A 25956-nucleotide genomic window follows, 5' to 3' on the forward strand; every position below is an offset into this window, starting at 1 on the left:
ACCATATATTGAGCGACACTACGGGGCTTCGCCTGTTACGGCGGGAAAGCGCGTGTCGTTGGGAGCATGGCGAGGTGACCCTGTTGACCGCTCGTCGCCCCTCGTTGTCGTCCCTGCTCACCCGGATGCTCGACCGCAGGCCCGGCCTGGGCACCGGCCTCCTGAACGGCGCGCTCGCCGCCGTGCTCGGACTCGGCGGCTGCACGGTGCTGGTGATGGTGCTGTGGGTCAGTTCGCCCTACCCCGACAACGGGCCCAGCGGCGCCCTGCACGCCGCCGCCGCGCTCTGGCTGCTGGCGCACGGCGCCGAACTCATCCGCACCGACACCCTCTCCGGCACCCCCGCCCCGGTCGCCCTCACCCCGCTGCTGCTGCTCGCGCTCCCGGTCTGGCTGGTGCACCGCGCCGCCCGCGACACCGCCGACCGCTCCGGCGAGGAGGACGACACCCGCCAGGACATCGGGGGGCGAACGGCGTGGGAGGGCGTCGTCACCGGTTACCTCGCCGTCGGCCTGATGGCCGCGCTCTACGCGTCCGGCGGCGAGTTGCGGCCCGCGTGGGTGTGGACGGTGCTGTGGGTGCCGTCGGTCGTCGCGGGGGCGGCGGCGGTGGGCGTGTGGACGGCACGCGGTCGCCCGCACGACGCGGCGGACGTCCTGCTGATCCGCCTCCCGCCCCGGGTCCGCCGCCATGTCATCGGCGTCGAGGCGCAGGCCCGGCTGGGCGTGGCGGCGCGGGCGACGGGCGCCGGTGCGGCGGTCCTGGTCGGCGGCGGCGCCCTGCTGCTCGCGGCGTCCCTGGTGTGGCACGGCGGCGCCGCGCGCGGTGCGTTCGTCGAACTGACGGATGGCTGGTCGGGCCGGTTCGCGGTGCTGCTGCTGTGCCTGACGCTGCTGCCCAACGCGGCGATCTGGGCGGCGTGTTACGGCCTCGGCCCCGGGTTCGTCCTCGGCGCGGGCCATGTGGTGAGCCCGCTGACCTCGACGTCGGCGACGCTGCTCCCGCCGTTCCCGCTCCTCGCGGCCGTGCCGGGACCGGGCGGCGAGGGTTCCCTGCACTGGGCCACCGCGCTGCTCCCGCTGGCGGCCGGGGTGACGGTCGGTCACTTCGTGGCCCGCGTCGCCGTCGACGGCACCTGGACCTACCGCCGGACGGCGGGGACGACCGGGATCGCCGCCCTGATGTGCGGGGTGGTCGCGGCGGGGGCGGCGATCGCGGCGGGCGGCCGCCTCGGCGTCGCCGCGCTCGCCGACTTCGGCCCGCTGTGGTGGCAGACGGGGCCGACGGCGACGGTGTGGGTGCTGCTGACGGGCGTCCCGGTCGCCGTCACGACCCGAGCCTGGCGCGGCCTTGCCCAGAAGCGACGCCCCGTCCCGACGACCCCGACGAAGCCCGGCTCCCCGAACACCGGTTCCCCGAGCGCCGGTTCCCGGCCGGGGGCGCGACTCGGCGGACTCGCGCAGCGGGCCAACGGCACCGGAGCCGGTCGGCGTGGCGAGGTCGCCGGGACCGTCCAGCCGGGCGGCGCCGGGAACGGGGCCGACCAGGCGGCCGACGTCGGCAACGGCACCGGGCGCAAGGGCCGTTGGCTGCGGGGGGCGGCGGCCGTGCCCCGGGGCTGGTTCGGGAGGCGGCGGGCCGCTGCGGACGCGGCGCCCAGAACCGTCGTTCCCGGTCCTGATGTGCCCTACGACCAGGACAGCGTCGCCGGACTGCTGCGGGATCAGAACGGCGGCGCGGGTGACGGCGGGCCGTTCGAGCCGTACGACCTGCTGCCGGCCGAGCCGCCGGAGCGGACACCCTGACGGCGGGTCGGCGAGGACGCGCCCCTCAGTCCTGCGTGGCCAGGAAGCTGCGGAGTTCCTTCGGGAGGAAGTGGGTGCAGGACTGTTTGGCCTGGTTGGTGAGGGCGTCGGTGGTGCAGCTGTAGTAGTCCTTGTAGACCAGTTGGGCCGCGAAGGCGCCCGCGACCAGGATCAGCGCCAGGGACGAGACGACCAGGCCGCTGACGGCCGCCGTGGTCTGCGGACGGGAGGTGTCCGTGCCGGGCTTGGCCTTCGTCTGGGACTTGGCGCGCAGCGCGCTGACGCCCCAGTAGAGGGAGAGCGCGGCCAGCAGCAGCGCCACCGAAGGCCAGCTGAACAGGGCGAAGAAGAACGCCCACATGCCGCTCAGCAGCGAGTAACGGGCCCGGCGCTGGATCGGGTCCGCGGGGTCCCAGCGGGAGGGCGGGGTGGGCCGGGAACCACCAGGTCCGCTCGGCCCGTCGGGACCCTCGGGGCCCTGCGGGGGAGGGCCGGGGCGGTCGCCGAAGTTGCCCGAGGAGCGGCCGGGCTGACGGTCGCTCCACTGGCTGCCCCAGGGCGAACGAGCGCCGTCGTCACCCGGAGTGTCCGAGCCGGAGCCGGAGTGGGTGTGGGAGTCGTCCTCGCTCGCCGGGCGGCGCGGCTGCCAGGGGCGGTCCGGGGCGCCCTCCGGCGGCGGCGCGAACGGATTGTCGTCCTGCGTCGCACCGCTCTGCTCGTCCCCGGACGGCTTGCCCGAGGTCGCGTCGGCAGCGGAGGAGCGCCGGTCGCGCAGCAGCACGCCGGACCGCTCCCCTCCCGGCAGCGGAGGGAGCGTGAAGAGTCGCAGGCTGCGGTCCGGCATCAAGTGAGCGTCTTCCCCTGGGTGGACTTCGGTGGACGTCGGCGTGAGCGTCACCCTGGTAACGCTCCGCACACCGGCCGCGTTCCCGAGCCCGCTCCGCGCACTCCAGGCAGACGCTACCTTCCGGCCACGCCCCCGTCCCATGGGGGCTGTCCGGTGTGCCGGTATCGTTGCTGCCGGTCGGGCGCTTCGTAGACTTCCCCGTATCCCGGGCGGCGAAGCATTCGTACGACTGTACAAACCGGCCGTACAGACGCTCCCCCGAGAAAGGGTCCCGCCGTGGCCGCCAAGCCTGTGGCCCAGCGCCTCGTCGTGCTGGTCTCCGGATCAGGCACCAACCTCCAGGCGCTGCTCGACGAGATCGACCGCACCGGCGTCGAGGCCTACGGCGCCGAGGTCGTCGCCGTCGGAGCCGACCGCGACGGCATCGAGGGGCTCGCGCGGGCCGAACGGGCCGGGCTGCCGACCTTCGTGTGCAAGGTGAAGGATCACGCGAGCCGGGACGAGTGGGACCGCGCGCTCGCCGAGACCGTCGCCTCCTACGCGCCTGACCTCGTGATCTCCGCCGGGTTCATGAAGATCGTCGGCAAGGAGTTCCTGGCCCGGTTCGGCGGCCGGTGCGTGAACACGCACCCGGCGCTGCTGCCGAGTTTCCCGGGCGCGCACGGAGTGCGGGACGCGCTGGCGTACGGCGCCCGGGTCACCGGCTGCACCGTCCACTTCGTCGACGACGGCGTCGACACCGGCCCGATCATCGCCCAGGGCGTGGTCGAGATCCGGGACGAGGACGACGAGAGCGCGCTGCACGAGCGCATCAAGGACGTCGAGCGAAGGCTGCTCGTCGAGGTCGTGGGGCGGCTCGCCCGCAACGGCTATCGCATTGAGGGACGAAAGGTAGTTATCCAGTGACCGTCACCGCCGAGAGCAACGCCAAGCGGGCCATGCGCCGGGCGCTCGTCAGCGTCTATGACAAGACGGGCCTCGAAGACCTCGCGCGCGGGCTGCACGCGGCCGGTGTCGAGCTGGTGTCGACCGGCTCCACCGCCTCGAAGATCGCCGCCGCGGGCGTCCCCGTCACCAAGGTCGAGGAGCTGACCGGCTTCCCCGAGTGCCTGGACGGCCGGGTCAAGACCCTGCACCCCAAGGTGCACGCCGGTATCCTCGCCGACCTGCGTCTGGACAGCCACCGCGAGCAGCTCGCCGAGCTGGGCGTCGAGCCGTTCGACCTGGTCGTCGTCAACCTCTACCCGTTCCGGGAGACGGTCGCCTCGGGGGCGTCGCCGGACGAGTGCGTCGAGCAGATCGACATCGGTGGCCCCTCGATGGTGCGCGCCGCCGCCAAGAACCACCCCTCGGTCGCCGTCGTCACCAGCCCCGCCCGGTACGCCGACGTCCTCGCGGCCGTGCAGGACGGCGGGTTCGACCTCGCCACCCGCAAGCGGCTCGCCTCGGAGGCGTTCCAGCACACGGCGGCCTACGACGTCGCGGTGGCGGGCTGGTTCGCGGCGGAGTACGCGCCCGTCGACGAGTCGCCGTTCCCGGAGTTCTTCGGCACGACGCTGGAGCGCAAGAGCACCCTGCGCTACGGCGAGAACCCGCACCAGCCGGCCGCGCTCTACGTCGACGGCACCGGCGCCGGGCTCGCCGAGGCGGAGCAGCTGCACGGCAAGGAGATGTCGTTCAACAACTACACGGACACGGACGCCGCCCGCCGTGCCGCGTACGACCACGAGGCGCCCTGCGTCGCGATCATCAAGCACGCCAACCCGTGCGGCATCGCGATCGGCGCGGACGTCGCCGAGGCGCACCGCAAGGCGCACGCGTGCGACCCGCTGTCCGCGTTCGGTGGCGTGATCGCCGTCAACCGGCCGGTCAGCAAGGAGCTGGCGGAGCAGGTCGCGGAGATCTTCACCGAGGTCATCGTCGCCCCCGACTACGAAGAGGGCGCCCTTGAGGCCCTCGCCAGGAAGAAGAACATCCGCGTCCTGAAGGCACCGGCGGCGCCCACCCAGCCCGCCGAGGTCAAGCCCATCGACGGCGGCGCCCTCCTCCAGGTCACCGACCGCCTCCAGGCCGACGGCGACGACCCGGCCCACTGGACCCTGGCCACCGGCGAGGCGCTCGGCGCCGACGAGCTTGCGGAACTGGCGTTCGCCTGGCGGGCCTGCCGGGCCGTCAAGTCCAACGCCATCCTGCTCGCCAAGGGCGGCGCCTCGGTCGGCGTCGGCATGGGCCAGGTCAACCGCGTCGACTCCGCGAAGCTCGCCGTCGAGCGGGCCGGCGCGGAGCGGGCCCGGGGCGCCTACGCGGCGTCCGACGCGTTCTTCCCGTTCCCCGACGGCCTGGAGATCCTCACCGAGGCCGGCGTCAAGGCCGTGGTCCAGCCCGGCGGTTCGGTCCGCGACGACCAGGTCGTCGAGGCGGCGAAGAAGGCGGGCGTGACGATGTACTTCACGGGCACGCGCCACTTCTTCCACTGACCCCTCGCACACCCGCTCCGTGAAACGGCCCGCCGGACATCCCGGCGGGCCGTTTCATGTCAACGACTCGTCGGCGTACGGACTTCGCGGAAACGCGCACCACACGGTCTTCCCCGCCGTCCCCGGCCCGCCGTCCGGTTCCTGCTGAACGCCCCAGCGCAGGGCGAGGGCGTCGAGGAGGAGCCCCCGCCCGTTCTCGTCGTCGGGACAGGACTCGCGCACGATGAGCCAGCCGTAGGGTTCCGGGTCGGTGACGGCGAGGCGGGTGCACTCACCGGCCTGCGTCACCCGCACGGTCACCGGCGTCCCCTCGCCCAGGTGCCGGATGACGTTCGACAGCAACTCACTGACGCAGAGCTGGACTTCGGGGCACGGCACGCCGAGGTGCTCGCGCACGGTCCGGCGCACCTCCGGCACCGCCTTGGGGACGGCGAGGAGTTCCAGGACGAGCGCCCTCACCGGCGGGCCGCCTCGCGGAGGGCGGCGGCGAGGGCTCCGGCGCGGGTTCCTCCTCCCGGCCGCCGGTGCTGCCGTGCGAGGCAGTGTCCAAAGGTGCACTGTCGTCCGAACTGTGCGCTTACGTAGGGTGGTTCATATCGTCGGAACCACACGTCAACGGGGGAATCCACGTGAAGAAGATGGCTACCGCAACGTTGTGCGCGGCTCTGCTCATGGGTGCCGCGGTGCCCGCGAGCGCGGCCGAGCGGGCTCCTCGTGCCGAAGCCGGTGTCTATGCCAGCAACGGTGACTACGTCCACGTGTCGTCGACCAAGCCCGCGACGGCCTCCGCGCACGGATGGTGGTTCAAGGTCAAGGGCCCCGGTTCCAAGGCCAAGGTGACCATCTGGCTCCAGACCAGGAAGAAGGGCACCTCGAAGTGGCACACGGTCGCCAAGGGGGCGAAGACCGTCAAGCCGAGCAAGAAGCTCAACAAGGCTCCCAGCACCTGGCGGGCCAACGCCCGCAAGACGTGCGCCAACCGCCAGGTACGTGAATGGCGCAGCGTCATCGACGTTGACATCATTGGCGTCGCCGACTCCCCGGAGAAGGCTGTGACCAAGGTCCGCCAGGTCAAGTGCGGGGTGTGACCGAATCCGTCTGATCTGGCGATCGGAGTCGACGTTGACGCCTTCCTCCTCCCTCTACAGCACCCGCATCCAGAACCAGGTGGTCCACCTGGTCCTGCGTCAGTGGTCCCTTCCGGTGCACGGGAGCACCTGTATGCGGGGAGTGCTCCCACCGCAGGGCGGGGACGAAGCCGTCTGTGTAGCCGTCGGCAGGAAGGACGCGTGTGCGCCGGACCTGAACGTCTACGAAGTCCCCCTGATCCAGGACGAGATCGTCATCGACGCCGACGAAGTCGTCGGGATCGTGCGGGTCGCCCAGACCGCGGACCCCTTCTACCGGACCTTCTACCGCGACGACGAAGGCGACCTGACGCAGATGCCGTCCCTGGTCCTTGACCTCCTCGACATCCGAGGAGACCGGAGACCGGCCGCCTCGGCCCCGGAGGCGACGCCCTCGGCGGACGACCGGGTCCTTCTGGTCGGGGTCCTCCCGCTGGCGCCCGGACGGCATCGGCTCTACTGGTCGTCCGGCGACTGGCCCGGAATCATCGCCTCGGACGTCGAGAACTCCGGCAGCCCCGAAGCCCTGCGAACGGTCGCCGCCCGCGCCCTGCCCGACGCCCACCGCGCGCAGCCTTCGAAAGACCCCTACTGCTGGAGGATCGCCCCGCTGCTGGCGTCCTAGGCCCTCCTGCCCGGCGGCCGCTCACGCCGCAGACGCGGCGCCGGGCACCCGCTTCGGCGTTGTCGTCCCTCGCCGACCCAACCGGCGCGACCTCGCTGACGGTCAGGGTCTCGGGGTGAGTGGTCCCGTTCCGGGCCGCGCCTGCGGGATCTGTGCCGCCCGGCGAGGAGCAGGGCCGAGCAGCCGACGGCGCAGGCCAGCCCGGCGTACAGCAGGGGGGCGGCCCAGAACGGCGCCGCTTCGGTGTCGTGCCCGTCGGCCCAGTGGCAGGTGAGGGACGGGGGGAAGCTGTCCACGTCCACCGAGGTGAGGCGGGAGTCGCGCAGGGTGTCCAGGTACACGCCGTCGCCGGTCGGGCTCGCGCAGGTGCCGAGGGGGTCGGTGAAGGCGAGCCCGTAGACGGTTCCGGCCCCGTAGGCGGCGAGCGCCGCCGCGCCACCGACCACGGCCCAGCGGGCCGACCGCGAGGGCTTCCTCCGCTTCACCCACGACGCGTACGGGAGCACCCCGAGGACGAACGCCAGGAGCGTGACCACGGGCGGACCGAAGAACGCGAAGAGGGACACCATGCACCGGGACGCTACTTCGCGCATGGTGTGGGGGTACGGCAGGGGGCGGCCCGCGTGGGCTGTGGCCGGTAAGGGGTGCGTCCATGATGGCCGGTACGGGCCGGACAGGTCCCTAGGTCCCTGGGCGCCAGCTCCTGAGTACGGCGGTGCTAGCTCCTGAGTACGGCGTCGAGCAGGCCGGGGAAGCGTGCCTGCATGTCCTCGCGGCGCACGGTGACGATCCGTCTGCGGCCTTCCGCGACGGTTCTGATCAGGCCCGCTTCTCTCAGGACGCGGTAGTGGTGGGAGATCGTCGGGTTGCTCAGCCCGAGGGCCACCTTCTCGGCCACGGCCGCGCAGTCGACGGGCCCCGCGCTGCGGTACATCTCGGTCATCAGCGCGCGCCTGCCGGGTTCGGTGAGCGCGCCGAGCACGACGGTGAGATCGAAGGAGTCGACCGTGGGCTCGGGCAGGGTGCGCGGCATTCGTCGCCTCCTCATCGTTTGACGCTCATCGAATCGTAGCCTACGGTCTCGTTCCATGATGATTCGACAAGCATCAAACGACATGGCGGCGGCGCGGCGTGCCGTCCTTGGCGTCACCGCCCTCACCGTCGGCGCGTTCGTGCCGGGTATGTCCGAGGGGGCGGTCCGATGACCGGCGTCCTGGTGACCGGCGGCACCGGGAACACCGGTGGTGAGCTGGTGAGGCTGCTGCGCGGCCGAGGCGTGCCGGTCCGGGTGGGCAGTCGCACCCCGGCCGCCGACGACCCGGACGCGGTCCGCTTCGACTGGGCCGACCCGGCCACCCACCCCGCTGCTCTGGCCGGGCAGGACCGGGTCTTCGTGGTGCCGCCGGGGCGGAGCCTGGACCCGATGCCGACGGTCGGGCCGTTCCTGGCCCGGGCGCGGCGCCTCGGCGTGCGCAAGGTCGTGCTCCTCGGCTCCGCCATCCCCCTCGCCCCCACGGCGCTGGAACTGGCCGACCAGGTCCGTGCCCTGCCCGGCGGGGTCGTGCTGCGCCCGTCCGGGTTCATGCAGAACTTCCTGAGCCCGCACCCGCTGGGCGAGGGAATCCGGCGGGACGGCGAGGTCCGTACCGCCGCCGGTGACGGTCGGCTGGGGTGGATCGACGCGCGGGACATCGCCGCGGCCGCCGCGACCCTGCTGGCCGATCTCGACGCCGTCCCGGGTGATCGGCGTGACTATCTGCTCACCGGCCCGCAATCGCTGAGCCACCAGGAGGCGGCGGAGATCATCACCGCCGGCACCGGACGGCAGGTCAGGGTGGCCCACGTGAGCGTGGACCAGCAGGCGGCCGACCGGCGGGCCGCGGGCATCCCGGCCGGGTTCGCCGCGATCCTCGCGGCCGCCGACGCGAGCGTCAGGACCGGCCGGCAGAACGAACTCAGCACCGCGGTACTCGACCTGACCGGCCACCCACCCCACACCTTCACCCAGTTCGTCCGGGACCACGCACCCCACTGGACGACGCGGGGGGCGTGAGCGCGGGGGCGCCGATACCGGCCGGGGTGTTCGGCAACGGCCTGATGACAGGTGACTACTGGAAGCGGGCGGCAGTACGACGCCTGGCAGGGGCGAAGGCGTCGATCGACCCGGCGCCCTCACCCGGGGTGTCGTTCCACCCTCGAATGCGGGTGGCCAGACGCTTCAAGCGGGCGTCTCCGGGCTGGACGTCGATGTGGAAGTGGGACTGCTTCACCGGCTTCAGGTCACCGCCCCAGGTGACGAGGCCCTCGCAGTCGGCCAGGATGTCCGCGATGACGACCCGTTCGGCCTCGCCCATGCCGGTGTCCTTGATGTCGGCGCCGAGCGGGTAGTGCAGCGGACGGACGGCGAGGGCGGTGCCCGACAGATGGTTCGACTCGAACGGGGCACCGATCATCCGATCGGTGGCGTGTCCGTGGAGGTCGCCGGTCCTGAGCATGTCGATCTCGTACGCGAACCGGCGGGCCACATGCAGCAGTACCGTCGCCGCGTCACCCGGCGCCAAGGAGACCTCGACGCCGGTGCCCTCCACCCGGTACGTCGTGGTGTGGTCAAGAACGGGCCAGCCGTTCGCGGACCGGGGCTGTTTCCAGGCGTGTTGGCCGGAAGCGGCTGCGGCCTGCGCGGGTCCTGCGGATGTCAGGGCGAGTGCCGCGCCGGCTCCTATGCCGATGCCGAGCGCCTGTCTACGCGTCAAGCTTGTGGTCACGAGGAGCCCTTCTGAACGGGTGACGATCGATGAGGAGCAGGGCTGAGCAGACGACGAAGCAGGCCAGTCCCGTGTACAGCAGGGGCGGGGCCCAGAACGGCACCGCTTCGGTGCTGTCGCCGCCGGCCCAGTGGCAGGTGATGGACGGGGGGAAGCTGTCCACGTCCACCGAGGTGAGGCGGTAGTCGCGCAGGGTGTCCATGTACACGCCGTCGCCGGTCCGGTCCGCGCAGGTGTCGAGGGGGTTGGTGAAGGCGAGCCCGTAGACGGTCGCGGCCCCGTAGGCGGCGAGCGCCACCGCGGCACCGACCACGGCCCAACGAGCCGGCGTCGAGGGCTTCCTCCGCTTCACCCACAACGCGTACGGGAGTACCCCGAGGACGAAGAGCAGGAGCGTGACCACGGGTGGGCCGAAGAACGTGAAGAGAGACACCATGCGCCCGGACGTTACTTCGAGCCGAGGAACCGTTGCTGGTTCGCCCGGTACTCGGCCCGCCGGAGGGTCTCCGTGGAGGCGTGCTGCACCAGGTTGTCGCCGAACGCGTTGCACCAGTCGTCGAGTTGGCCGCTGGGGAGATTGTGCGGCATCAACGTGACCGACCCGCCGAACTTCTGGATCAGGAAGGCGCGGCCACTGGTCAGGATCGCTCCGTCCGTGGTGGCGGGGGTGTCGGTCAGGATCTTCTTCGCCTGGGCGGCCGCCTCGCTGATGGTGCCGCCGAACCGCTGTGTCACATAGTCCCGGAACCGGGTCAGACCGCCGTTGCCCTGGTAGTGGTCGTGGACGGCCTCGACGATGGTCTTGCCGCCGCGCACGGCCTGGGCGATGAGATAGCCGTCGGCGTCCTCGACGAGGTCGGTGAATCCGAACGTGGACTTGACGCCGATCTTGCCCATCTTGTCGTTGATGTAGGTCACGCCGGAGGCGTAGAAGTCGTGGTCGCGCCGCCATTCGCCGTACAGGGTCATCAGGTCGCCACCCCAGCCGGCGACATCGCCGAGGCTGATGTCTCCCTTGGGATTGGGCTTGACGTACTGGCCGTTCGCCGTGGCCATCATGTGCTCCGGTCCGAGATATTGGCCGGTGAACGGGTCCTTGAATTCGTCCCAGATGGTCATGTTGTGGTCGTTGGCATACGAGACGAAGCCGGTGTCCACTTTCCCGATCATGCCCCGCCAGGTGAAGTCGTCGTAGGTGGCGCTACGGATGTACTCCATGACGAGTTGGTTCGGGTCGCCCTTGCCGTAGGTCTTGGCCAGTTCGTACAGCGACTCGATGTAGTTGACGAAGTAATCCGCCGGCTGCGTCGGCTTGTTGACGCTGTTCTGGCCGGGGTCGGCGCCGACGCGATGAGCGTCACGGTCCAGCCAGAACGTATCCGTTCCGTCGGTGACCTGGTATTCCTTGATCTGGTTGAACGACCAGTTCGACGGCAGCGGATAACCCAGGTTGCCGGAGAATCCCCAGGACATTCCCGAGACGAAGGAAAAGCGCGCATAGGTCTCCTTGGTGACCTGGGCGCACACGTTCCGGGACCCGTACACGCCGTGCACATACCGCTTCCCCCGGCTCCCGAGGCCCGACGCGACGCCCCGGAAGTACTCCAGGATCTGCGGCATGTCACCGTCGGTGGCGTCGTAGTCGACGGCGAAGTAGATGACCGTGCCCCGGTTGAACCCGAAATGCTCGGCCTGGTCGTGGGCCTTCTGCGCGTGCGCGACCCCGTTGCCCCAGTTGTACTCCGACAGGGACCGGCCGTTGTCCTGGAAGATCGGGAACACGCTCAAGCCGCCCCCGAAGATATTGGCGAGTTCGCCTTCTTCGAGCATTTTCGAGCCGCCGCCGGCGGAAGCCTCGTTGAGGTATCTGCCGACGTACCGGTAGCCGTCGCTGTACATCCTCTTCGCCCGGGACGGGGTGATGGTGTAAGCGGTGTCGGAGGCGTTGACCGGTCGGTCCGGGTCCCCCATCGACACCAGAAGCTGAGCCCATGTCGCGTAGTCGCCCTTGCCGGTGACGGAAAGCTCCGAGAACCGCTGAAAGACGCTGACGAACGTGGTCAGATTACTGTCGAACGTGCTCTTGAGGACCGTGTTCGTCTCGAAAAGGTCACCGTCCGCATTGACGGTGACGATCGGCTGGTTGAAGACGCACGCGGCGGTGAACAACTGGACGAAGATCCCGGAAGATCCCTGGGAGACGATGGCCTTGGATTTGATGCCGGCCTGCGTTCCGGCGCCGAAGTTGCCGGTGGCGTCCGCTTCGGCGATTCCGATCTCCAGCTGGATGGCCTTCATCAGGTTCTGCTGGACGTTACGGGAGTAGTGCCCGTCGGCGGGGCCTATGTCGACCGTCTTCTTCGTCCAGTAACGCCCGTTGATCCACTGCTGGATGGAGCGGACCTCGTCCGAGCCGCCGGCCGTGACCACATAGGCGTCCATGTTCAGGAGGGCTTTGAACACCTTCGCCTGGAGCGTGCCGCTCTGGGAGAGGCCCATGTCGTCCTGCATGTGCTTGACGGCCAGGGCGATGTCCGGATCGTAATAGCCGGTATCGGAGTAACCCCCGGTGTAGCCCTTGCAGAACAGGCCATGTCGGATGATCTTGATGATGTTGGTGTTCTGCGCCCAGCCGCTGCCCAGCTCGCCGAGCGCGGCGAGTTTGGTGACGGTGCCGTCACCAAAATTCGCGACCACGGGGCTGATGCCGAGTTCCTTCTGTAGCCCCATGGTGAGGGCGTACATGGTGGACCAGCCGGTGTTGCCGTCTTCCGGACACGTCTGGTAACCGGGCACAGCGGCATAGGTCGCATTGACCCACTTCTGTGCTTCGAGGACTTTCGCGTCGGCCATGCCGGAGCTCCTGAACTGCTTGACGGATGAGAACGGGAGGTGGACTGCCCCGGCTGTTCTCAGGCGGGGCAGTCCGACCTTCAACGCCGAACTGGCTCTACCGGGGGCGCCCCCCGGGGACACGGACGCGGAATCGGTGACGTGGGGTCAGTCGCAGGTGGCGACGTGCGTCTGGCGATCGATGATGGCCACGTCGCCCTCCCACATCAGCGCGTTCACCACGGCGCAGGCGGGCTGGAAGGAGCTGGCGCTGCTCTCGTACTTGACCGGACCCGCATATTCCGAGAAGGAGCCTTCGTCGACCTGGCACGTGGTCCAGCACAGTTTCAGCTTCATGTGCTTCTTGACCCCGATGTTGTTGTCGAAGACGGCACATGCCCCGTCCGTCCCGCCCGTCACGTACTTGGTGTAGGTGAACAGGGTTCCGAACCGACGGGAATCCGGAAGGACTTCCGCATACGCCAGCTTGTATCCGCTTCCGCACAGCAGGGCGGTGGCCTGTACCGCTGCGGGATCGGCCGCCGCGAGGGCACGTGTCTGCGGATCGCTCGCCCCGCTCGGCGAGAACTCCACTTGAGTTCCGGTGACCTTCTCAGGAACCGTCTTCGCGTTGTGCGCCAAGGCTTGTGGAGCTGCCACGACCGAAGAGATCAAAGCCGTGGACAGGGAAAGGACAGATACCCATTTGCGCATGCTGGTGATCCCCCGTTGTGAAGGCACAAGGGGACCCGGCCCGTGACAATCACGTGCCTGTGTAGCCCCCGTTGTGCTGAACGCTCAATGGCCCACTCCCGTCCTGCCCGGACGAGACGGGTAGACAGTTCCCCAACTGGACCGGGAGCAGGCGGTCACTCTAGCCACACAGTCAGCAGCAGCCGCAAGAGTATAGGAGTGCGCATGGCGGAAAAGCGATGTGCGTCAGCGCGCAAACGGAATCATCTCTTGCGTAGATGCCACATGTATTTGTTGGAGAAGCGGAGCCGGAATGACAGTACCGGCCATGGCGGAAATGCGCCTCGCTGTGGCAGCCAGGAAACGAGAAGCAGACCGACCGCTGGGCGGAGTTGCCGCCGTCGCGCCGTCTCATGGCCGGTACTCCCGGTGGCGCGACAAGCCCCGTACAGTGCGGTCTGCGCGGAGGGCATGTGCTGTTGCCGACCGCCAACGGGGAACGGGGATCACGGGGATGCTCTCGGGGCTGACGTCATGTCACGCGCCCGCGCTCGACGGGCGCCGGTTCGGCATGCTTACGTCAGCTCCGTCCACCGGCGGCGGACTCCGCGCACCCGGCATCACGCCCCACGGTAGGACACCGCACCATGCGCTTGCGCGCCTTCATGACGCCGGCGGTTCTGATACGTCGCCGTCGGCAGGAAGGACGCGTGTGCTCCGGACCTGAACGTCTACGAAGTCCCCCTGATCCAGGACGAGATCGTCATCGACGCCGACGAAGTCGTCGGGATCGTGCGGGTCGCCCAGACCTCGGACCCCCGGCCCGACGCCCGCCACACGCAGCCTTCGAAAGACCCCTACTGCTGGAGGACCGCCCCGCTGCTGGCGTCCTAGGCCCCCCTGTCCGGCCTGCCCGGCGGCCGCTCATGCCGCAGACGCGGCGCCCGGCACGCGCTTCGGCGTTGTCGTCCCTCGCCGACCCGACCGGCGCGACCTCGCTGACGGTCAGGGTCTCGGGGTGAGTGGTCCTGTTCCGCATCACGGTCTCCGGGTGAGTGGTCCCGTTCCGTGTGCTGCACGGTGGCTGCCGTGTACCGGAGGGTTGCCCTCCTCCGTGCGGAAACGCCCGTCGCCTTCCCGTTTCGGACAGTACCGGGCTAATTCGCGCCGGTGAGGGCGGATTGGGGGTTCTTGGGGTGGGCGGCGGACGACGCTGGGGGACCGGGCCGGGCCCGTGGGGGCCGACGCCCGTAGTGGACATAGGGGGTTCCAACGATGGCTTCGCTGAGCTACGAGATCCTCACCGACCCGGCGCCGCTCCAGGTGTCCGGGGCGGGACCGGACGAACAGTCCGTGGGCACGGTCTACCTCGTCATCTCCAACCCGACCACCACTCTGGTGCCCTGGTACTCCATCGAGGTACGGGTGCCCTGGGGCAACGAGGCCGGTGACCTGACCCTCGATCCGCGGGACATCGACGCGCGGGTGGAGAAGGACTACGACCTGAAGTACGGGGACACGCCCAGGTCCCGTTGGGACGAGATGGCCGGTGTCCTCACCCTCTCCGCCCCGCTCGGCGGACGTTTCAGCGCGGGCGACTCCATGGTCGTCGTCCTCGACAACTTCCCCGTCTCCGACAAGGAGGGCCTCGTCCTGCTGTCGGTCGAGGAGACCTCGGGCCGGGACGAGGACATGCGGGACCACCCCCTCACCCTGAGCCTCCTCAAGCAGGCGCCCAAGGTCCCGCGCAACTTCCGCCCCGACCCGGCCCTGGTGGACACCGGCGCGAACGTCGTCCTGCGCTGGGACGGACCCGCCACCCTGACCTACGAGATCCAGCACCCGGACGGCACCAGGGAACTCGTCGCGCCCGGCACGGGACCCGGCTGGGAGTGGTCGCCGAGCCCCGACGGCGCGCCGCAGCGGGACGCGACCTACACCCTGATAGCCACCAGCAACGGCGGCCGCCAGCCCGGGTACTTCCTCACCACCTCCGTCGCGCTGCGCCGCCCCGAGTTCGAGAGCGTCACCGCCACCGACGGGCTCTACACCCCGTGGGTCGAGGGCACCACGGACCGGGGGCGCGTCGTCCTGTCCGCGCGCGGAGCCGAGATCCGCGACGCCTCCGGAGCGCCGGGCGTCGTCGCGGCCGCAGAGGCCGAGGTCGACGGCGTCCGCACCACCTGGATACGCGGCCGGAGCAGCGACGCGGGGTGGGTCGAGTTCCCGGCGACCGGCGTGAACGTCTTCCAGGGGCCCGGCGACCGCCGGTTGGGCACCGTCACCGCCGACCGCGCGGATCTGAACGGCGTCCACACCACGTGGGTGCGCGGCGTGGGCGGCGACGCCGGATGGATCGAGTTCCCCGCCTCCGGAATGAACGTCTTCCAGGGCACCGGCGACCGCCAGTGGGGCACTGTCGCCGCTGACGAGGCGGATCTGAACGGCGTCCACACCAAGTGGGTGCGGGGCCGGGGCGGCGATGCGGGGTGGGTGGAGTTCCCGGCCTCTGGGATGAACGTGTTCCAGGGCGCCGGTGACCGCCAGTGGGGCACCCTCGCCGCCGACAAGGCCGACCTCAACAGCCTCGCCACCGGGCAGGCCCAGGTGAAGGAACGCCTCGCCCTCCAGGGCGACTTGGACGTCGCCGGGAACGTCGTCGTCGGCGGCGACCTCACCGTCAACGGGGACTTGAGGCCGATGCGGAACCTGGAGGTCGCCGGGGCGGTCGTCGCCGCCGACCTGACGGCCAGGGGCAAGTTGACCACCGACCACGAGAACGGGTCGCTGATCGTCCACGGGCAGTCGGTCTTCCACGGCAAGGTCAACGCCAACCAGCACCTGTCGGTCCGCAACGAAGGCGTCGGCTGGATCATGCACACCAACGACGGCCAGATCGCCGTCCAGGGCAACTTGCGGGTCCACGGGGCGTTCCGCTCCGACAGCTGAGGGCACGGTGACCGGCGGTCGGCGGTCGGCGGTCGGCGGTCGGCCTTCGGCCACGGGCCACTGTCGCGCGCAGACTGCGGGCCAACGGCTGTTGACGTGGGGCCGCTGGCCAACGGATGTTGGCCTACGCGTGTTGGCCCAGGCCTGTTGGCCTACAGCCGCATGCCTACAGCCGTTGGCCTACGCCCGTTGGCCCGCCCGTGCCGCCTACGGTCGTTGGCCCACGCCTGTCGGCCTACGCCAGTTGGCCTACAGCCGTTGGCCTGCGCCTGTGGGCCTACCGCCGTTTGCCTACGAGCGTTGGCTCGCGGCCGATGGCCAACGCCTTTGACCCACGGGTCGTTGACCCGCGCGTGTTGGCCCACGGCTGTTGCCCACGCTCGTTGGCCCACGCCCGTTGGCCCGCCCGTGTCGCCCACGGTCGTTGGCCCACGCCTGTTGACCCACGCCCGTTGGCGCGTAGCTGTTGGCCTACGCCAGTTGGCCTACAGCCGTTGGCCTGCGCCTGTGGGCCTACCGCCGTTTGCCTACGTCCGTTGGCCCGCAGCCGATGGCCAACGCCGGTTGACCCGCGCGTGTTGGCCTACAGCTGTTTGCCCACGGCTGTTGCCCACGCTCGTTGGCCCACGCCCGTTGGCCCGCCCGTGTCGCCCACGGTCGTTGGCCCACGCCTGTTGGCCCACGCCCGTTGACCTACAGCCGTTTGCCCGCGCCCGTTGGCCTACCGCCGTTTGCCTACGCCTGTTGACTCGGGGCCGATACCCCACGCCTGTTGGCCTACGCCCGTTGACCCGGGCCCTCGACCCACAGTCGTTGCCCCACGCCCCTCGGCCCACAGCCGTTGGCCCACGCCCGTTGGCCCCCAGCCGTTGCCCCACAACCGTCGGCGGCCCGCAACCGTCGGCGGCCAGTCACCGTCGGCCGGCCAGTCACCGTCGGCCGGTCAGCCACCGTCGGCGGCCAGCCGACGCGCGAAGGCCGTGCCGCCCTTGGGAGGGGGCACGGCCCTTGGTGTGCGCCGGGGCGAAGAGCGGGAGGTCAGTTCTGGATGACCATCGTGCTCGCCGCCTTGTCGTGCCAGCCCTGCTGACGACCCGACTTGTCCCAGAACGGGGACAGATAGACGAGCAGCTGGCCGATACCGCAGGCGATGCTGCCCACCATCGGGATGATCCAGCGGACGAACGCCGAGCCCAGGCCGGGCTTCTGGCCGGTGTCGGCCTTCACCACGCGCAGGCCCAGGGCGAGCTTGCCGACGGTCGCGCCCACCAGGCCGGTCATCAGCCACTCGTAGAGGAGGCTGGCGATGCCCAGCACGCCGAGCACCGCGCCGAGCCGGGCGGCGACGTCCGAGCTGGCGTTGGTCAGGCAGGTCTGGTAGTCGACCGCGGACGGGTCGCAGTCCGAGGCGGAGGTGGCCGAACCGGCCACCCCCACGACGCTGAAGAAGACGTAGATGATGCCGAGGATCAGGCCGTCGATCACGCGGGCGCCGAGGCGCCGGCCCATCGAGCCGACCTGGGGGCCGCCACCGGGGTGCCCCGGCTGCTGCGGGTAACCGGGCTGCTGGGGATAGCCGTAGCCCTGCTGCGGCGGCACGCCCTGCGGGGCCTGCGGGTAGCCGTAGGGCTGCTGCTGGGGCTGACCGTAGCCCTGCTGCTGCGGAGGCTGTTGGCCGTACCCCGGCTGCTGCGGCGGCTGCTGGCCGTAGCCGGGCTGCTGAGGCTGGCCGGGCTCATAGGGGTTCTGGGGCGAGCCGAAACTCATGGCTGGAATTCCTCCGTTGTACTGCGGGGACGTCGCAGGGCGCGCGGAGGAACGTCATCAAACGAGCGGTTTGCCCCCCAACACGGACCGCGATGCTGCGCCGTTCATCGTCTTAGGTGACAAAGGCCTTGTCCAGCCGGATTCGGCAGCGTTGTGCAAGTGCAACCAAGGCGATCTTGGCCGGATACCCGCTGTCCGTGCCGGGGCCCCGGATTGGAACCCGGAGGCGGTCATCCGCGAGGATGGACCCCATGACCGCCCAGATTCTCGATGGCAAGGCCACCGCAGCCGCGATCAAGTCCGATCTGACCGTCCGCGTGGCGGCCCTGAAGGAGAAGGGCGTCACGCCCGGCCTCGGCACGATCCTGGTCGGTGACGACCCCGGCAGCCAGAAGTACGTCGCCGGCAAGCACCGCGACTGCGCCCAGGTCGGCATCGCCTCCCTCCAGCGTGAACTGCCCGCCACCGCCACCCAGGAGGAGATCGAGGCCGCCGTCCGCGAGCTGAACGACGACCCGACCTGCACCGGCTACATCGTCCAGCTCCCGCTGCCCAAGGGCATCGACGAGAACCGCATCCTGGAGCTGATGGACCCGGACAAGGACGCGGACGGCCTGCACCCGATGAACCTCGGCCGCCTCGTGCTGAACGAACCGGCCCCGCTGCCCTGCACCCCCAACGGCGTGCTGACCCTGCTGCGCGCGCACGGCGTCGAGATCAACGGCGCCGAGGTCGTCGTCGTCGGCCGCGGTGTCACCATCGGGCGCCCCATGCCGCTGCTGCTCACCCGGCGCAGCGAGAACGCCACCGTCACCCAGTGCCACACCGGCACCCGGGACCTCGCCGCCCACCTCAAGGGCGCGGACATCATCGTGGCCGCCGCCGGTTCCGCGCACCTGATCCGGCCCGAGGACGTCAAGCCGGGCGCCGCCGTTCTCGACGTCGGCGTCTCCCGCAGCGCCGAGGGCAAGATCGTGGGCGACGTCCACCCCGGGGTCGCCGAGGTGGCCGGCTGGATCTCCCCGAACCCCGGCGGCGTCGGCCCGATGACCCGCGCCCAGCTGCTCGTCAACGTGGTCGAGGCGGCGGAGCGCAGTGTCGGCTGAGCCCCGCGACCCCGGGCACAACGGCGTCGCCCCGGCCGTTCCCCCGGCCCCCGAGGAACCGGCGGCGGCGACGGCGCGTGAGGCGACCGGCGACGACCCGGCGGCCGACGGGACCGCTGCGGCCCATGGGACCGGGACCGCTTCGGTCAACGGGACCGGGACCGCCAAAGCCGACGGGACCGGGACCGGCAAGGTCAACGGGGCCGTGCGGGAGTCGGCCGGGGGCGAGGCGGAAGCGTCCGGCGCGCCCCGGCGGCGTACCGGGCGGTTCCCGCGGTTCACCCGGGACACCGCACGGCCCGAGGGCGGCGGCCGGGCCGCTCCGGGTGACGCCCCCGCACCCGCCCGGCAGTGGCCGATTCTCGCCGTGCTCGGCGTGACCGCGCTCGGCCTGCTGCTGACCGCGCTCGACGTGTTCCGCGTCGGCATCCTGCTGATCGGCGTCGCCCTGCTGGCCGGCGGGGTGCTGCGCTGGGTGCTGCCGGGCGTCGGCATGCTCGCCGTCCGTTCCCGGTTCACGGACATCTGCACCTACGGCGCGCTGGGCGGGGCGATCGTGCTGCTCGCGCTGATGGCCCAGCCGGACCCGTGGGTCCAGATCCCGTTCCTCAAGGACACCCTGCACTTCACCGTCGGCAGCGGTGGGTGACCGGGGCCGACCCCGCGAGACGGCGGCCCGACCCCTCCCCCGAGAACGGATCGGGCCGCCGCCCCGCAGCGACTCTCGGCCATGATGGACGTGCAGCTCAACGGCTGTCGGCACGCTGTGGCGCGGCCGTGACCGTTCCGGCACGGTAGGGGAGGCATGGTCGATTCCGGCCAGGTCCGTTTTCGGGAACCATCCGACACCCGCCGTTCGTCACTCGCACCGACCGGACCACACGACCGGTCGGCGTGACCGGTCGGCGTGACCGGGCCGCGTGACCGGTCGGCATGGCCGGACGCACGAAGAGTCCACGCCCGAAGAGTCAGCAGAGCCAGCAGAGTCAGCAGAGCCCGAAGAGCCAGCAGAGCCCGAAGAGTCAGCAGAGCGCGAAGAGACCGTGGAGGTGAGCGATGGGGGTCTGGCAGCCGCTGCCGGACACGTTGCCCCCGGAGGTACGGAACTTCGTGGAGCAGCTGCGGATCGTGAAGGACCGGACGGGGCTCAGCCTCGTCGCGCTCGGCGCCAGGACGGCGTACAGCAAGTCCTCCTGGCACCGCTACCTCAACGCCACCCAGCCCCCGCCCCGGCAGGCCGTCAACGCCCTGTGCCGGATCGCCGGGTTGACCCGCCCGGACGCCGAACGCCTCGGCGTCCGCTGGGAGTTGGCCGTCCAGGCCTGGCCCCGCCCGGCGAACCTGCCCGCGAAACCGGCCGACGGCACCGGCTACGAGGACGATCCCACGCTCCCGTGGTGGGACACCCCGCCCGACCACGCCGACCCCGAAGTCGCCCCGGGCCGCCCGCTGTTGCGCTACGCCGTCGCGCTGCTGGGCGCCCTGCTGGTGCTGGCGGTCGTCGGCGTCGCCGTCCACGCGTGACGTGCGTCGCCGTCCGGGGAGCTGAGATCCTTCTCGGGTGCACCTCGTCGACGCGCCGCGACGGCACACGGCACGAGGTCACGCACGGGAACCGACAGCACCGACCGGGGGGAAGAGGAGGGGGGAGGCTATGCCTCGTTGGAAGGCCTTGCCGGACGAACTCGATCCGCAGGTAAAGGAGTTCGCGAGCCAGTTGCGTCGGCTCGTGGACCAGGGCGGGCTGAGCATCGCGGCGGTGGCCGACCGCACGGGCTACAGCAAGACGTCCTGGGAGCGGTATCTCGACGGGCGGCTGCTGGCACCCAAGGGCGCGATCGTGGCGTTGGCCGAGGCCACCGGCACCAACCCGGTCCATCTGGCGACGATGTGGGAGCTGGCCGAACGGGCGTGGAGCCGTTCGGAGATGCGCCACGACCTGACGATGGAGGCCAGCCGGATCTCCCAGGCGCGGGCCGCGCTCGGGGAGTTCGGGGAGGTCGGCACACCGTCCGCCGCCGACGCCAGGAACGACAAGCCCCGCAAGGGCGGCAGCGGAACGGCGCTCAGGGCCGGGGTCGCGGGACCGGCCGGTGTCTTCCCCCGGGTCCCCGCTCAGCCCGACGCGGCCGAGACGACCGTGCTCCCCCCGACGGACGCGGCGCCCAAGGCCCCCAAGCCCCCGGCACCGGCCACGACCGACGCGGCGGCGACGACGGTCCTCCCGGCAACCGGCGCTGCGGAGACCACCGTTCTCCCTGCGACGGCCGCCGCCGAGACGGCCGTTCTCCCGGCGACCGGCGCTGCCGAGACGACGGTCCTCCCGGCGACCGGCGCTGCCGAGACGACGGTGCTCCCGTCAACCGGCGCTGCGGAGACCACCGTTCTGCCTGCGACGGCCGCCGCCGAGACCACCGTTCTCCCTGCGACGGACGCGACGGACGCCAAGGACCCTGCCCGCCCGGCGCGCCCCTCGTGGCCCTCGGCGGCGTCGGGCCCCTCGGGTCCCTCGGGCGCTCCCCAACCGGCCGACGCCGAACCGGAGTCGAAGCCGGCCGTCACCGACAGTGCCCCCAACTCCTGGGGTCTGGCCGGGTACAAGGGCCCGTCGCCCACCTCGGGCAGGGGACTGCGCACCGGCGCGGGCACCGGCACCGGGGTGAACGGGACTACGGGGGGCGGCGTTTCGGGCGCGGGGCCCGCGTGGCCGCCGACGCCGAACGCCACCGCACCCCGAGCGGCGAACGCCACCGCACCCCGGGGGCCGGGCACCCCCGCACCCCGGACGCCGGGCAGTGGGACGCAGACGCCCTGGCCCCCGGCGCCGTCGTACGGCGGGGCCGGGGTGCAGGCGCCGCCGCCGGTCGTCGGTCCCGGCGGTGGGGCCGGGAAGCGGCGGGCGACGATGTTCCTCGCCGGGCTCGTCGGGGTGCTCGTCGTCATCGCGGGCGTGTTCTATCTGACCGACGGCGGCCAGGACGGGACGGCCGACGCGGCCGCCTCGCCGTCGCCCAGCGTGCGCACCGACCTGCCGGCCGGGGTGAAGTGCGCCGGGGCCGACTGCACCGGCAAGGACGCGGAGACGATGGGCTGCACCGCCGACGCGACGACCGTGACGACCGCGAAGTCGGCCGTCGTCGGCCCGGTCACCGTCGAGGTCCGCTACAGCAGCGTCTGCGAGGCCGCGTGGGGGCGCATCACGCAGGGGTCGCCCGGGGACAAGGTGGAGGTCACGGCCGGGAAGACGAAGGAGTCGGACGCGCTCAGCGTGAGCGGTGACACGATCGCCTACACGCCGATGGTGCACGTGAAGGACGCGGGCGAGGCCGTCGCGTGCGCCACCCTGGCGGCCGGACAGCGGGGCTGCACCCCGTAAGGCGGCCCACGCGGTCGGGCCGCCGTCGCGAAAAAACTTCCGTCGGCCCCTGCATGGACGCGGCCCGCCCGGGCATCCGGACGGTACCCCCACGGGAGCACCGGTGAACCGGTCCCCGGCGAGCGGGCCGCCCGTCCCACCTCTCCCGACCGGGCGGCCCGCCCTCTCCCGTGGGCCTCGTTGCGGCCCGGGGTGGCCTGTGGGCGGGGCCACACGGACCCGGACAACCGGGGGGTGCGGGATGCGCGATAGCCTGGCCGACGCAATCTCTCTTGATACCAAGAGATCGATCATCTGTACGTCCCACCGGACGAACCCCGCCAGCTGTCCTAACGGAGAACGCCATGACCCGCACTCCCGTGAACGTCACCGTCACCGGCGCTGCCGGCCAGATCGGTTACGCCCTCCTCTTCCGCATCGCCTCCGGCCAGCTGCTCGGCGCGGACGTGCCGGTCAAGCTGCGCCTGTTGGAGATCACCCCGGCGCTCAAGGCCGCCGAGGGCACGGCGATGGAACTGGACGACAGTGCGTTCCCGCTGCTCCAGGGCATCGAGATCAGCGACGACCCGAACGTCGCGTTCGACGGCGCCAACGTCGCCCTCCTCGTCGGCGCCCGCCCGCGCACCAAGGGCATGGAGCGCGGTGACCTCCTGGAGGCCAACGGCGGCATCTTCAAGCCCCAGGGCAAGGCCATCAACGACCACGCGGCCGACGACATCAAGGTCCTCGTCGTGGGCAACCCGGCCAACACCAACGCGCTCATCGCGCAGGCCGCCGCCCCGGACGTACCGGCCGAGCGGTTCACCGCGATGACCCGCCTCGACCACAACCGCGCGCTGACCCAGCTCGCGAAGAAGACGGGCGTCACCGTCGCCGACATCAAGCGGCTGACGATCTGGGGCAACCACTCGGCCACCCAGTACCCGGACATCTTCCACGCCACGGTCGCGGGCAAGAACGCCGCCGAGGTCGTCGGTGACGAGAAGTGGCTGGCCGACGAGTTCATCCCGACCGTCGCCAAGCGCGGTGCCGCGATCATCGAGGCGCGGGGCGCGTCCTCGGCCGCCTCCGCCGCCAACGCCGCCATCGACCACGTCCACACCTGGGTCAACGGCACCGCCGACGGCGACTGGACCTCCATGGGCATCCCGTCCGACGGCTCCTACGGCGTGCCGGAGGGGCTCATCTCGTCCTTCCCCGTCACCACCAAGGACGGCGCCTACGAGATCGTCCAGGGTCTCGACATCAACGCGTTCTCCCGCGCCCGCATCGACGCCTCGGTGCAGGAGCTGGCGGAGGAGCGCGACGCCGTGCGCGGCCTGGGCCTCATCTGACCGACGCGGTCGACGACAGCCCCCACGGGCCCCGTCCCGGAGCGATCCGGGCCGGGGCCCGTGCCCGTTGCCGGGCCCGCCACCGGGCCCACCCACCGGGCCACTTGGTGCCGCCGTTACCGCTGGTGCCGCCGTGACCGCTCAACTGCCCTGCGAAGTTCACCCGTTCGGGATATCCCCTTCGTCTCCACCGCCCCCGCCCCTATGCTGATGGTTTGTCAACTCACGTCTTGACAAAGGGCTTTCCACGCATCGGGGGATCAGCGTGAGCACCGCTTTCGTGCCGCACCAGCCGACCGCGCCCGCACCCACGGGAGCCACCCCGCCGCACGCCAGCGAGGCGACCCGGCTGCTCTGCGCGGGCACCTATCTCGACGTCGGCTACCGCGACCGCGTCATCGAGGAACTGCACCTCAACGAAGAGCGGATCGTGGCCCCCTCCCTCGGCTTCGACGCGGCCCGCGTCCTGGCCCACGCCCTGCGCGCCCGGCGCCTCGAACTGCGCTGGGCCGCCGCGGTCGTCGCGCTGTGGCTCGCGGGCCTGCTGGTCACCGGGGGCCTGTTCGCCGCCTACCTGGTGCCGGGTCTGCTGCTCGGCCTGGCCCGCCGAGTACGCGGAACGGCGGCCCGACCGCCGGTGCACCGCTGGTACCCGGCGCTTCAACTCCGTTGGACCGCCTGGCTCTTGATGTCGTTCTTCCTGGTGGGGAACCTCGTCGCCGCGTTCGGGGCGTTCGGCTCGCTCGGGGACGTCGCCGTGGGGGCGTGGCAGGCCTGGTTCAGCCTGCTCGCGCTGGCCCTGGTGGCGGTGTGCGGGTACGCCCAGAGCGACCAGCTCCACCAGGCGCTCGCCGCCGAACTCTCCCCGCAGCGCTTCCCGGACGCCGCGAACGACCCCGCCGAGCTGACCGTGGGCCCGCGCGTCCAGCGGCTCAGCCGGCGCATCCGGCTGGAACAGCACGCGCCCCTGATCATGTACAACGAGGCCCACCCGTTCTGCGGAGCCGGATTCACCTACGACACCTGGGTGCTCGCGGTGGAGCTGAAGCCGGACGGGGAGAAGGGCGAGGACGGCCCGCCGATCAGCAACCGGGTGGTCCTGGAGAAGGTCCGCGCCCTGGTCGAGCAGTTGCGGGCCCCCACGTCCGCGGGCTCCGGTGCCCGGGACCGGCTGCGCTGGCTGGAGATCGACGAGTGCGTGTTCCTGCCCGTGGAGGGCCTCCTCACCCGCGACCAGGCGCCCTACCAGGACTTCGAGGAGCACCGGGCGCGAGCCGTCGAGGAGGGCGCCGAGAAGCGCCGCCACTTCCTGCGCATCCGGGTCGGCGGCTGGGACGAGGAGCTGGTCGTCACCGTCTTCGTGCGCATCCACACGCAGGGCCGCATGCTCATGCTGGAGATCGCCCCGCATGTGCTGGCGCCGGTGCGGGCGGAGTTCAGGGACGCCGACCGCACCGCGCACCGGTTCCGGCACAACAGCACGTTCGGCAAGGCGGTCGCCGCCCTCGCTCTCGTCCCGGCCTCCGCGTTCCGCTCGCTGGGCCTGCTCGCCCGGGGTGCCGGTCACCGGGGCCGGGCGCTGACCGGCGGCCACCCGGGCGCCCTGCCCGAAGGGCCGGGGCTGTCCGTGCGTGAGCTGGCCACGGACGGCACCCTCTCGCGCTTCCAGGCCATGGACATCGACCGCTATCTCAAGACCGTCCAGGACCGGGTCGCAGGCGGCGTGCGGGCCGCGCTCGCCGCCTGCGGATACGAGACCGGCGAGTTCGTCCAGAAGATCGTCAACATCAGCAACGGCGACGTGAACATCGGCACCGTCGAGGGCAGCACCTTCGCGGTCGGCACCGGCGCGTCCGCCACCAGCGTGTCCGACAAGCAGGGGGGCGACAGCCATGGCCGATGACGAGCCGAGGGTCAGTTTCGGGAACGTCCACAACAGCACGTTCGCCGTCGGGAACCAGTCCCGCGCCGAGAGCCACGCCCACTACGCGACGCCCCCGGCACCGGACCCGGAGACCGAGGAACTCCTCGCGGCCGTACGGGAGTTGCGGGCCGCCCTGGCCGGGGTGCGGGGCACCGGGGAGACGACGGCCCTCGCCGTGGCGCTCGACGAGACGGAGGTGGAGATCGCCGCCACCGGACAGGCGAGCCCCACCCGTCGCGAACGCCTGCGCGACCTGCTCGCCGACTCCCAGTCCCTGGTCACCTTCCTCACCTCGGCCGGTGCGCTGGCCGCGCTCCTCGGACGGTGAC

General features: G+C 71.3%; 23 protein-coding genes. 14 read left to right on the top strand and 9 right to left on the bottom strand.

Features of this window, described 5'->3' with window-relative positions:
* The first annotated feature begins 125 nt into the window (after positions 1-125).
* Positions 126-1805, top strand: a complete 1680-nt coding sequence (locus ACIQOU_RS22290; RefSeq protein ID WP_401538606.1) for a DUF6350 family protein — start codon at positions 126-128, stop codon at positions 1803-1805.
* Positions 1806-1830: 25 nt separating this feature from the next.
* On the opposite strand, the gene ACIQOU_RS22295 is transcribed toward ACIQOU_RS22290, so the two are convergent.
* On the bottom strand, positions 1831-2649 hold the full coding sequence (locus tag ACIQOU_RS22295; protein WP_401538528.1) for a hypothetical protein: 819 nt from the start codon (positions 2647-2649) through the stop codon (positions 1831-1833).
* A gap of 279 nt (positions 2650-2928) precedes the next feature.
* Between ACIQOU_RS22295 and purN the strand changes: the two genes are divergently transcribed.
* A complete protein-coding gene (gene purN / locus ACIQOU_RS22300) occupies positions 2929-3558 on the top strand; it encodes a phosphoribosylglycinamide formyltransferase (protein WP_401538529.1) in 630 nt (209 codons plus the stop codon).
* 32 nt (positions 3559-3590) lie between these two features.
* Positions 3591-5129 carry a bifunctional phosphoribosylaminoimidazolecarboxamide formyltransferase/IMP cyclohydrolase gene (gene purH, locus ACIQOU_RS22305; RefSeq protein ID WP_401538607.1) on the top strand — a complete coding sequence of 513 codons (1539 nt, stop codon included), beginning with the start codon at positions 3591-3593 and terminating at the stop codon, positions 5127-5129.
* Positions 5130-5183: 54 nt separating this feature from the next.
* On the opposite strand, the gene ACIQOU_RS22310 is transcribed toward purH, so the two are convergent.
* The gene (locus ACIQOU_RS22310; RefSeq protein ID WP_401538530.1) at positions 5184-5588 is read right to left on the bottom strand and encodes an ATP-binding protein; all 405 of its coding nucleotides are present in this window, start codon (positions 5586-5588) and stop codon (positions 5184-5186) included.
* 179 nt (positions 5589-5767) lie between these two features.
* Between ACIQOU_RS22310 and ACIQOU_RS22315 the strand changes: the two genes are divergently transcribed.
* Together ACIQOU_RS22315 and ACIQOU_RS22320 are read left to right on the top strand one after the other, a co-directional pair.
* Positions 5768-6217 (top strand): hypothetical protein, encoded by a 450-nt coding sequence (locus ACIQOU_RS22315; RefSeq protein WP_401538531.1) that lies wholly within the window; start codon positions 5768-5770, stop codon positions 6215-6217.
* Positions 6218-6251: 34 nt separating this feature from the next.
* Positions 6252-6881, top strand: coding sequence for a hypothetical protein (locus tag ACIQOU_RS22320; RefSeq protein ID WP_401538532.1), 630 nt, complete (start codon positions 6252-6254; stop codon positions 6879-6881).
* Here ACIQOU_RS22320 and ACIQOU_RS22325 read toward each other — a convergent pair.
* Together ACIQOU_RS22325 and ACIQOU_RS22330 are read right to left on the bottom strand one after the other, a co-directional pair.
* The gene (locus ACIQOU_RS22325; RefSeq protein ID WP_401538533.1) at positions 6878-7450 is read right to left on the bottom strand and encodes a hypothetical protein; all 573 of its coding nucleotides are present in this window, start codon (positions 7448-7450) and stop codon (positions 6878-6880) included. The two genes, ACIQOU_RS22320 and ACIQOU_RS22325, sit on opposite strands and share 4 nt — an antisense overlap.
* A gap of 149 nt (positions 7451-7599) precedes the next feature.
* Complete coding sequence (locus tag ACIQOU_RS22330) at positions 7600-7914, bottom strand: ArsR/SmtB family transcription factor (RefSeq protein ID WP_401538534.1); 315 nt, start codon at positions 7912-7914, stop codon at positions 7600-7602.
* 168 nt (positions 7915-8082) lie between these two features.
* Between ACIQOU_RS22330 and ACIQOU_RS22335 the strand changes: the two genes are divergently transcribed.
* The gene (locus tag ACIQOU_RS22335; RefSeq protein WP_401538535.1) at positions 8083-8934 is read left to right on the top strand and encodes an ergot alkaloid biosynthesis protein; all 852 of its coding nucleotides are present in this window, start codon (positions 8083-8085) and stop codon (positions 8932-8934) included.
* 55 nt (positions 8935-8989) lie between these two features.
* Here ACIQOU_RS22335 and ACIQOU_RS22340 read toward each other — a convergent pair whose 3' ends face one another.
* From ACIQOU_RS22340 to ACIQOU_RS22355, 4 genes are all read right to left on the bottom strand, one after another.
* Entirely contained in the window at positions 8990-9634 is a 645-nt protein-coding gene (locus tag ACIQOU_RS22340) for a hypothetical protein (protein ID WP_401538536.1), read from the bottom strand.
* Positions 9624-10082 carry a hypothetical protein gene (locus ACIQOU_RS22345; protein WP_401538537.1) on the bottom strand — a complete coding sequence of 153 codons (459 nt, stop codon included), beginning with the start codon at positions 10080-10082 and terminating at the stop codon, positions 9624-9626. The genes ACIQOU_RS22340 and ACIQOU_RS22345 overlap by 11 nt, the downstream gene beginning before the upstream one ends.
* 11 nt (positions 10083-10093) lie before the next feature.
* Complete coding sequence (locus tag ACIQOU_RS22350) at positions 10094-12499, bottom strand: glycoside hydrolase domain-containing protein (protein WP_401538538.1); 2406 nt, start codon at positions 12497-12499, stop codon at positions 10094-10096.
* A 147-nt stretch (positions 12500-12646) separates the two neighbouring features.
* Positions 12647-13192, bottom strand: coding sequence for a hypothetical protein (locus ACIQOU_RS22355; protein ID WP_401538539.1), 546 nt, complete (start codon positions 13190-13192; stop codon positions 12647-12649).
* A 1254-nt stretch (positions 13193-14446) separates the two neighbouring features.
* Here ACIQOU_RS22355 and ACIQOU_RS22360 point away from each other — a divergent pair.
* A complete protein-coding gene (locus ACIQOU_RS22360) occupies positions 14447-16120 on the top strand; it encodes a hypothetical protein (protein WP_401538540.1) in 1674 nt (557 codons plus the stop codon).
* Positions 16121-17158: 1038 nt separating this feature from the next.
* Here ACIQOU_RS22360 and ACIQOU_RS22365 read toward each other — a convergent pair.
* The gene (locus tag ACIQOU_RS22365) at positions 17159-17887 is read right to left on the bottom strand and encodes an RDD family protein (RefSeq protein WP_401538541.1); all 729 of its coding nucleotides are present in this window, start codon (positions 17885-17887) and stop codon (positions 17159-17161) included.
* A 251-nt stretch (positions 17888-18138) separates the two neighbouring features.
* Between ACIQOU_RS22365 and ACIQOU_RS22370 the strand changes: the two genes are divergently transcribed.
* The 7 genes from ACIQOU_RS22370 (at position 18139) to ACIQOU_RS22400 (ending at position 25955) form a co-directional block, all read left to right on the top strand.
* On the top strand, positions 18139-18993 hold the full coding sequence (locus tag ACIQOU_RS22370) for a bifunctional methylenetetrahydrofolate dehydrogenase/methenyltetrahydrofolate cyclohydrolase (protein ID WP_401538542.1): 855 nt from the start codon (positions 18139-18141) through the stop codon (positions 18991-18993).
* On the top strand, positions 18983-19642 hold the full coding sequence (locus ACIQOU_RS22375; RefSeq protein WP_401538543.1) for a DUF3017 domain-containing protein: 660 nt from the start codon (positions 18983-18985) through the stop codon (positions 19640-19642). Before ACIQOU_RS22370 ends, ACIQOU_RS22375 begins: the two co-directional genes overlap by 11 nt.
* 407 nt (positions 19643-20049) lie before the next feature.
* Positions 20050-20517 (top strand): helix-turn-helix domain-containing protein, encoded by a 468-nt coding sequence (locus ACIQOU_RS22380; RefSeq protein WP_401538544.1) that lies wholly within the window; start codon positions 20050-20052, stop codon positions 20515-20517.
* Positions 20518-20647: 130 nt separating this feature from the next.
* Positions 20648-22369 carry a DUF2690 domain-containing protein gene (locus ACIQOU_RS22385; protein WP_401538545.1) on the top strand — a complete coding sequence of 574 codons (1722 nt, stop codon included), beginning with the start codon at positions 20648-20650 and terminating at the stop codon, positions 22367-22369.
* 344 nt (positions 22370-22713) lie between these two features.
* Positions 22714-23703: a malate dehydrogenase gene (locus ACIQOU_RS22390; protein WP_401538546.1), complete on the top strand. Its 990-nt coding sequence runs from the start codon at positions 22714-22716 to the stop codon at positions 23701-23703.
* Between the two features lie 265 nt (positions 23704-23968).
* On the top strand, positions 23969-25606 hold the full coding sequence (locus ACIQOU_RS22395) for a hypothetical protein (protein ID WP_401538547.1): 1638 nt from the start codon (positions 23969-23971) through the stop codon (positions 25604-25606).
* Positions 25596-25955, top strand: a complete 360-nt coding sequence (locus ACIQOU_RS22400; protein ID WP_401538548.1) for a hypothetical protein — start codon at positions 25596-25598, stop codon at positions 25953-25955. Before ACIQOU_RS22395 ends, ACIQOU_RS22400 begins: the two co-directional genes overlap by 11 nt.
* Position 25956: the final 1 nt, after the last annotated feature.

The sequence above is a fragment of the Streptomyces sp. NPDC091279 genome, from assembly GCF_044757465.1.
In the GTDB taxonomy this organism is placed as follows: Bacteria; Actinomycetota; Actinomycetes; order Streptomycetales; family Streptomycetaceae; genus Streptomyces.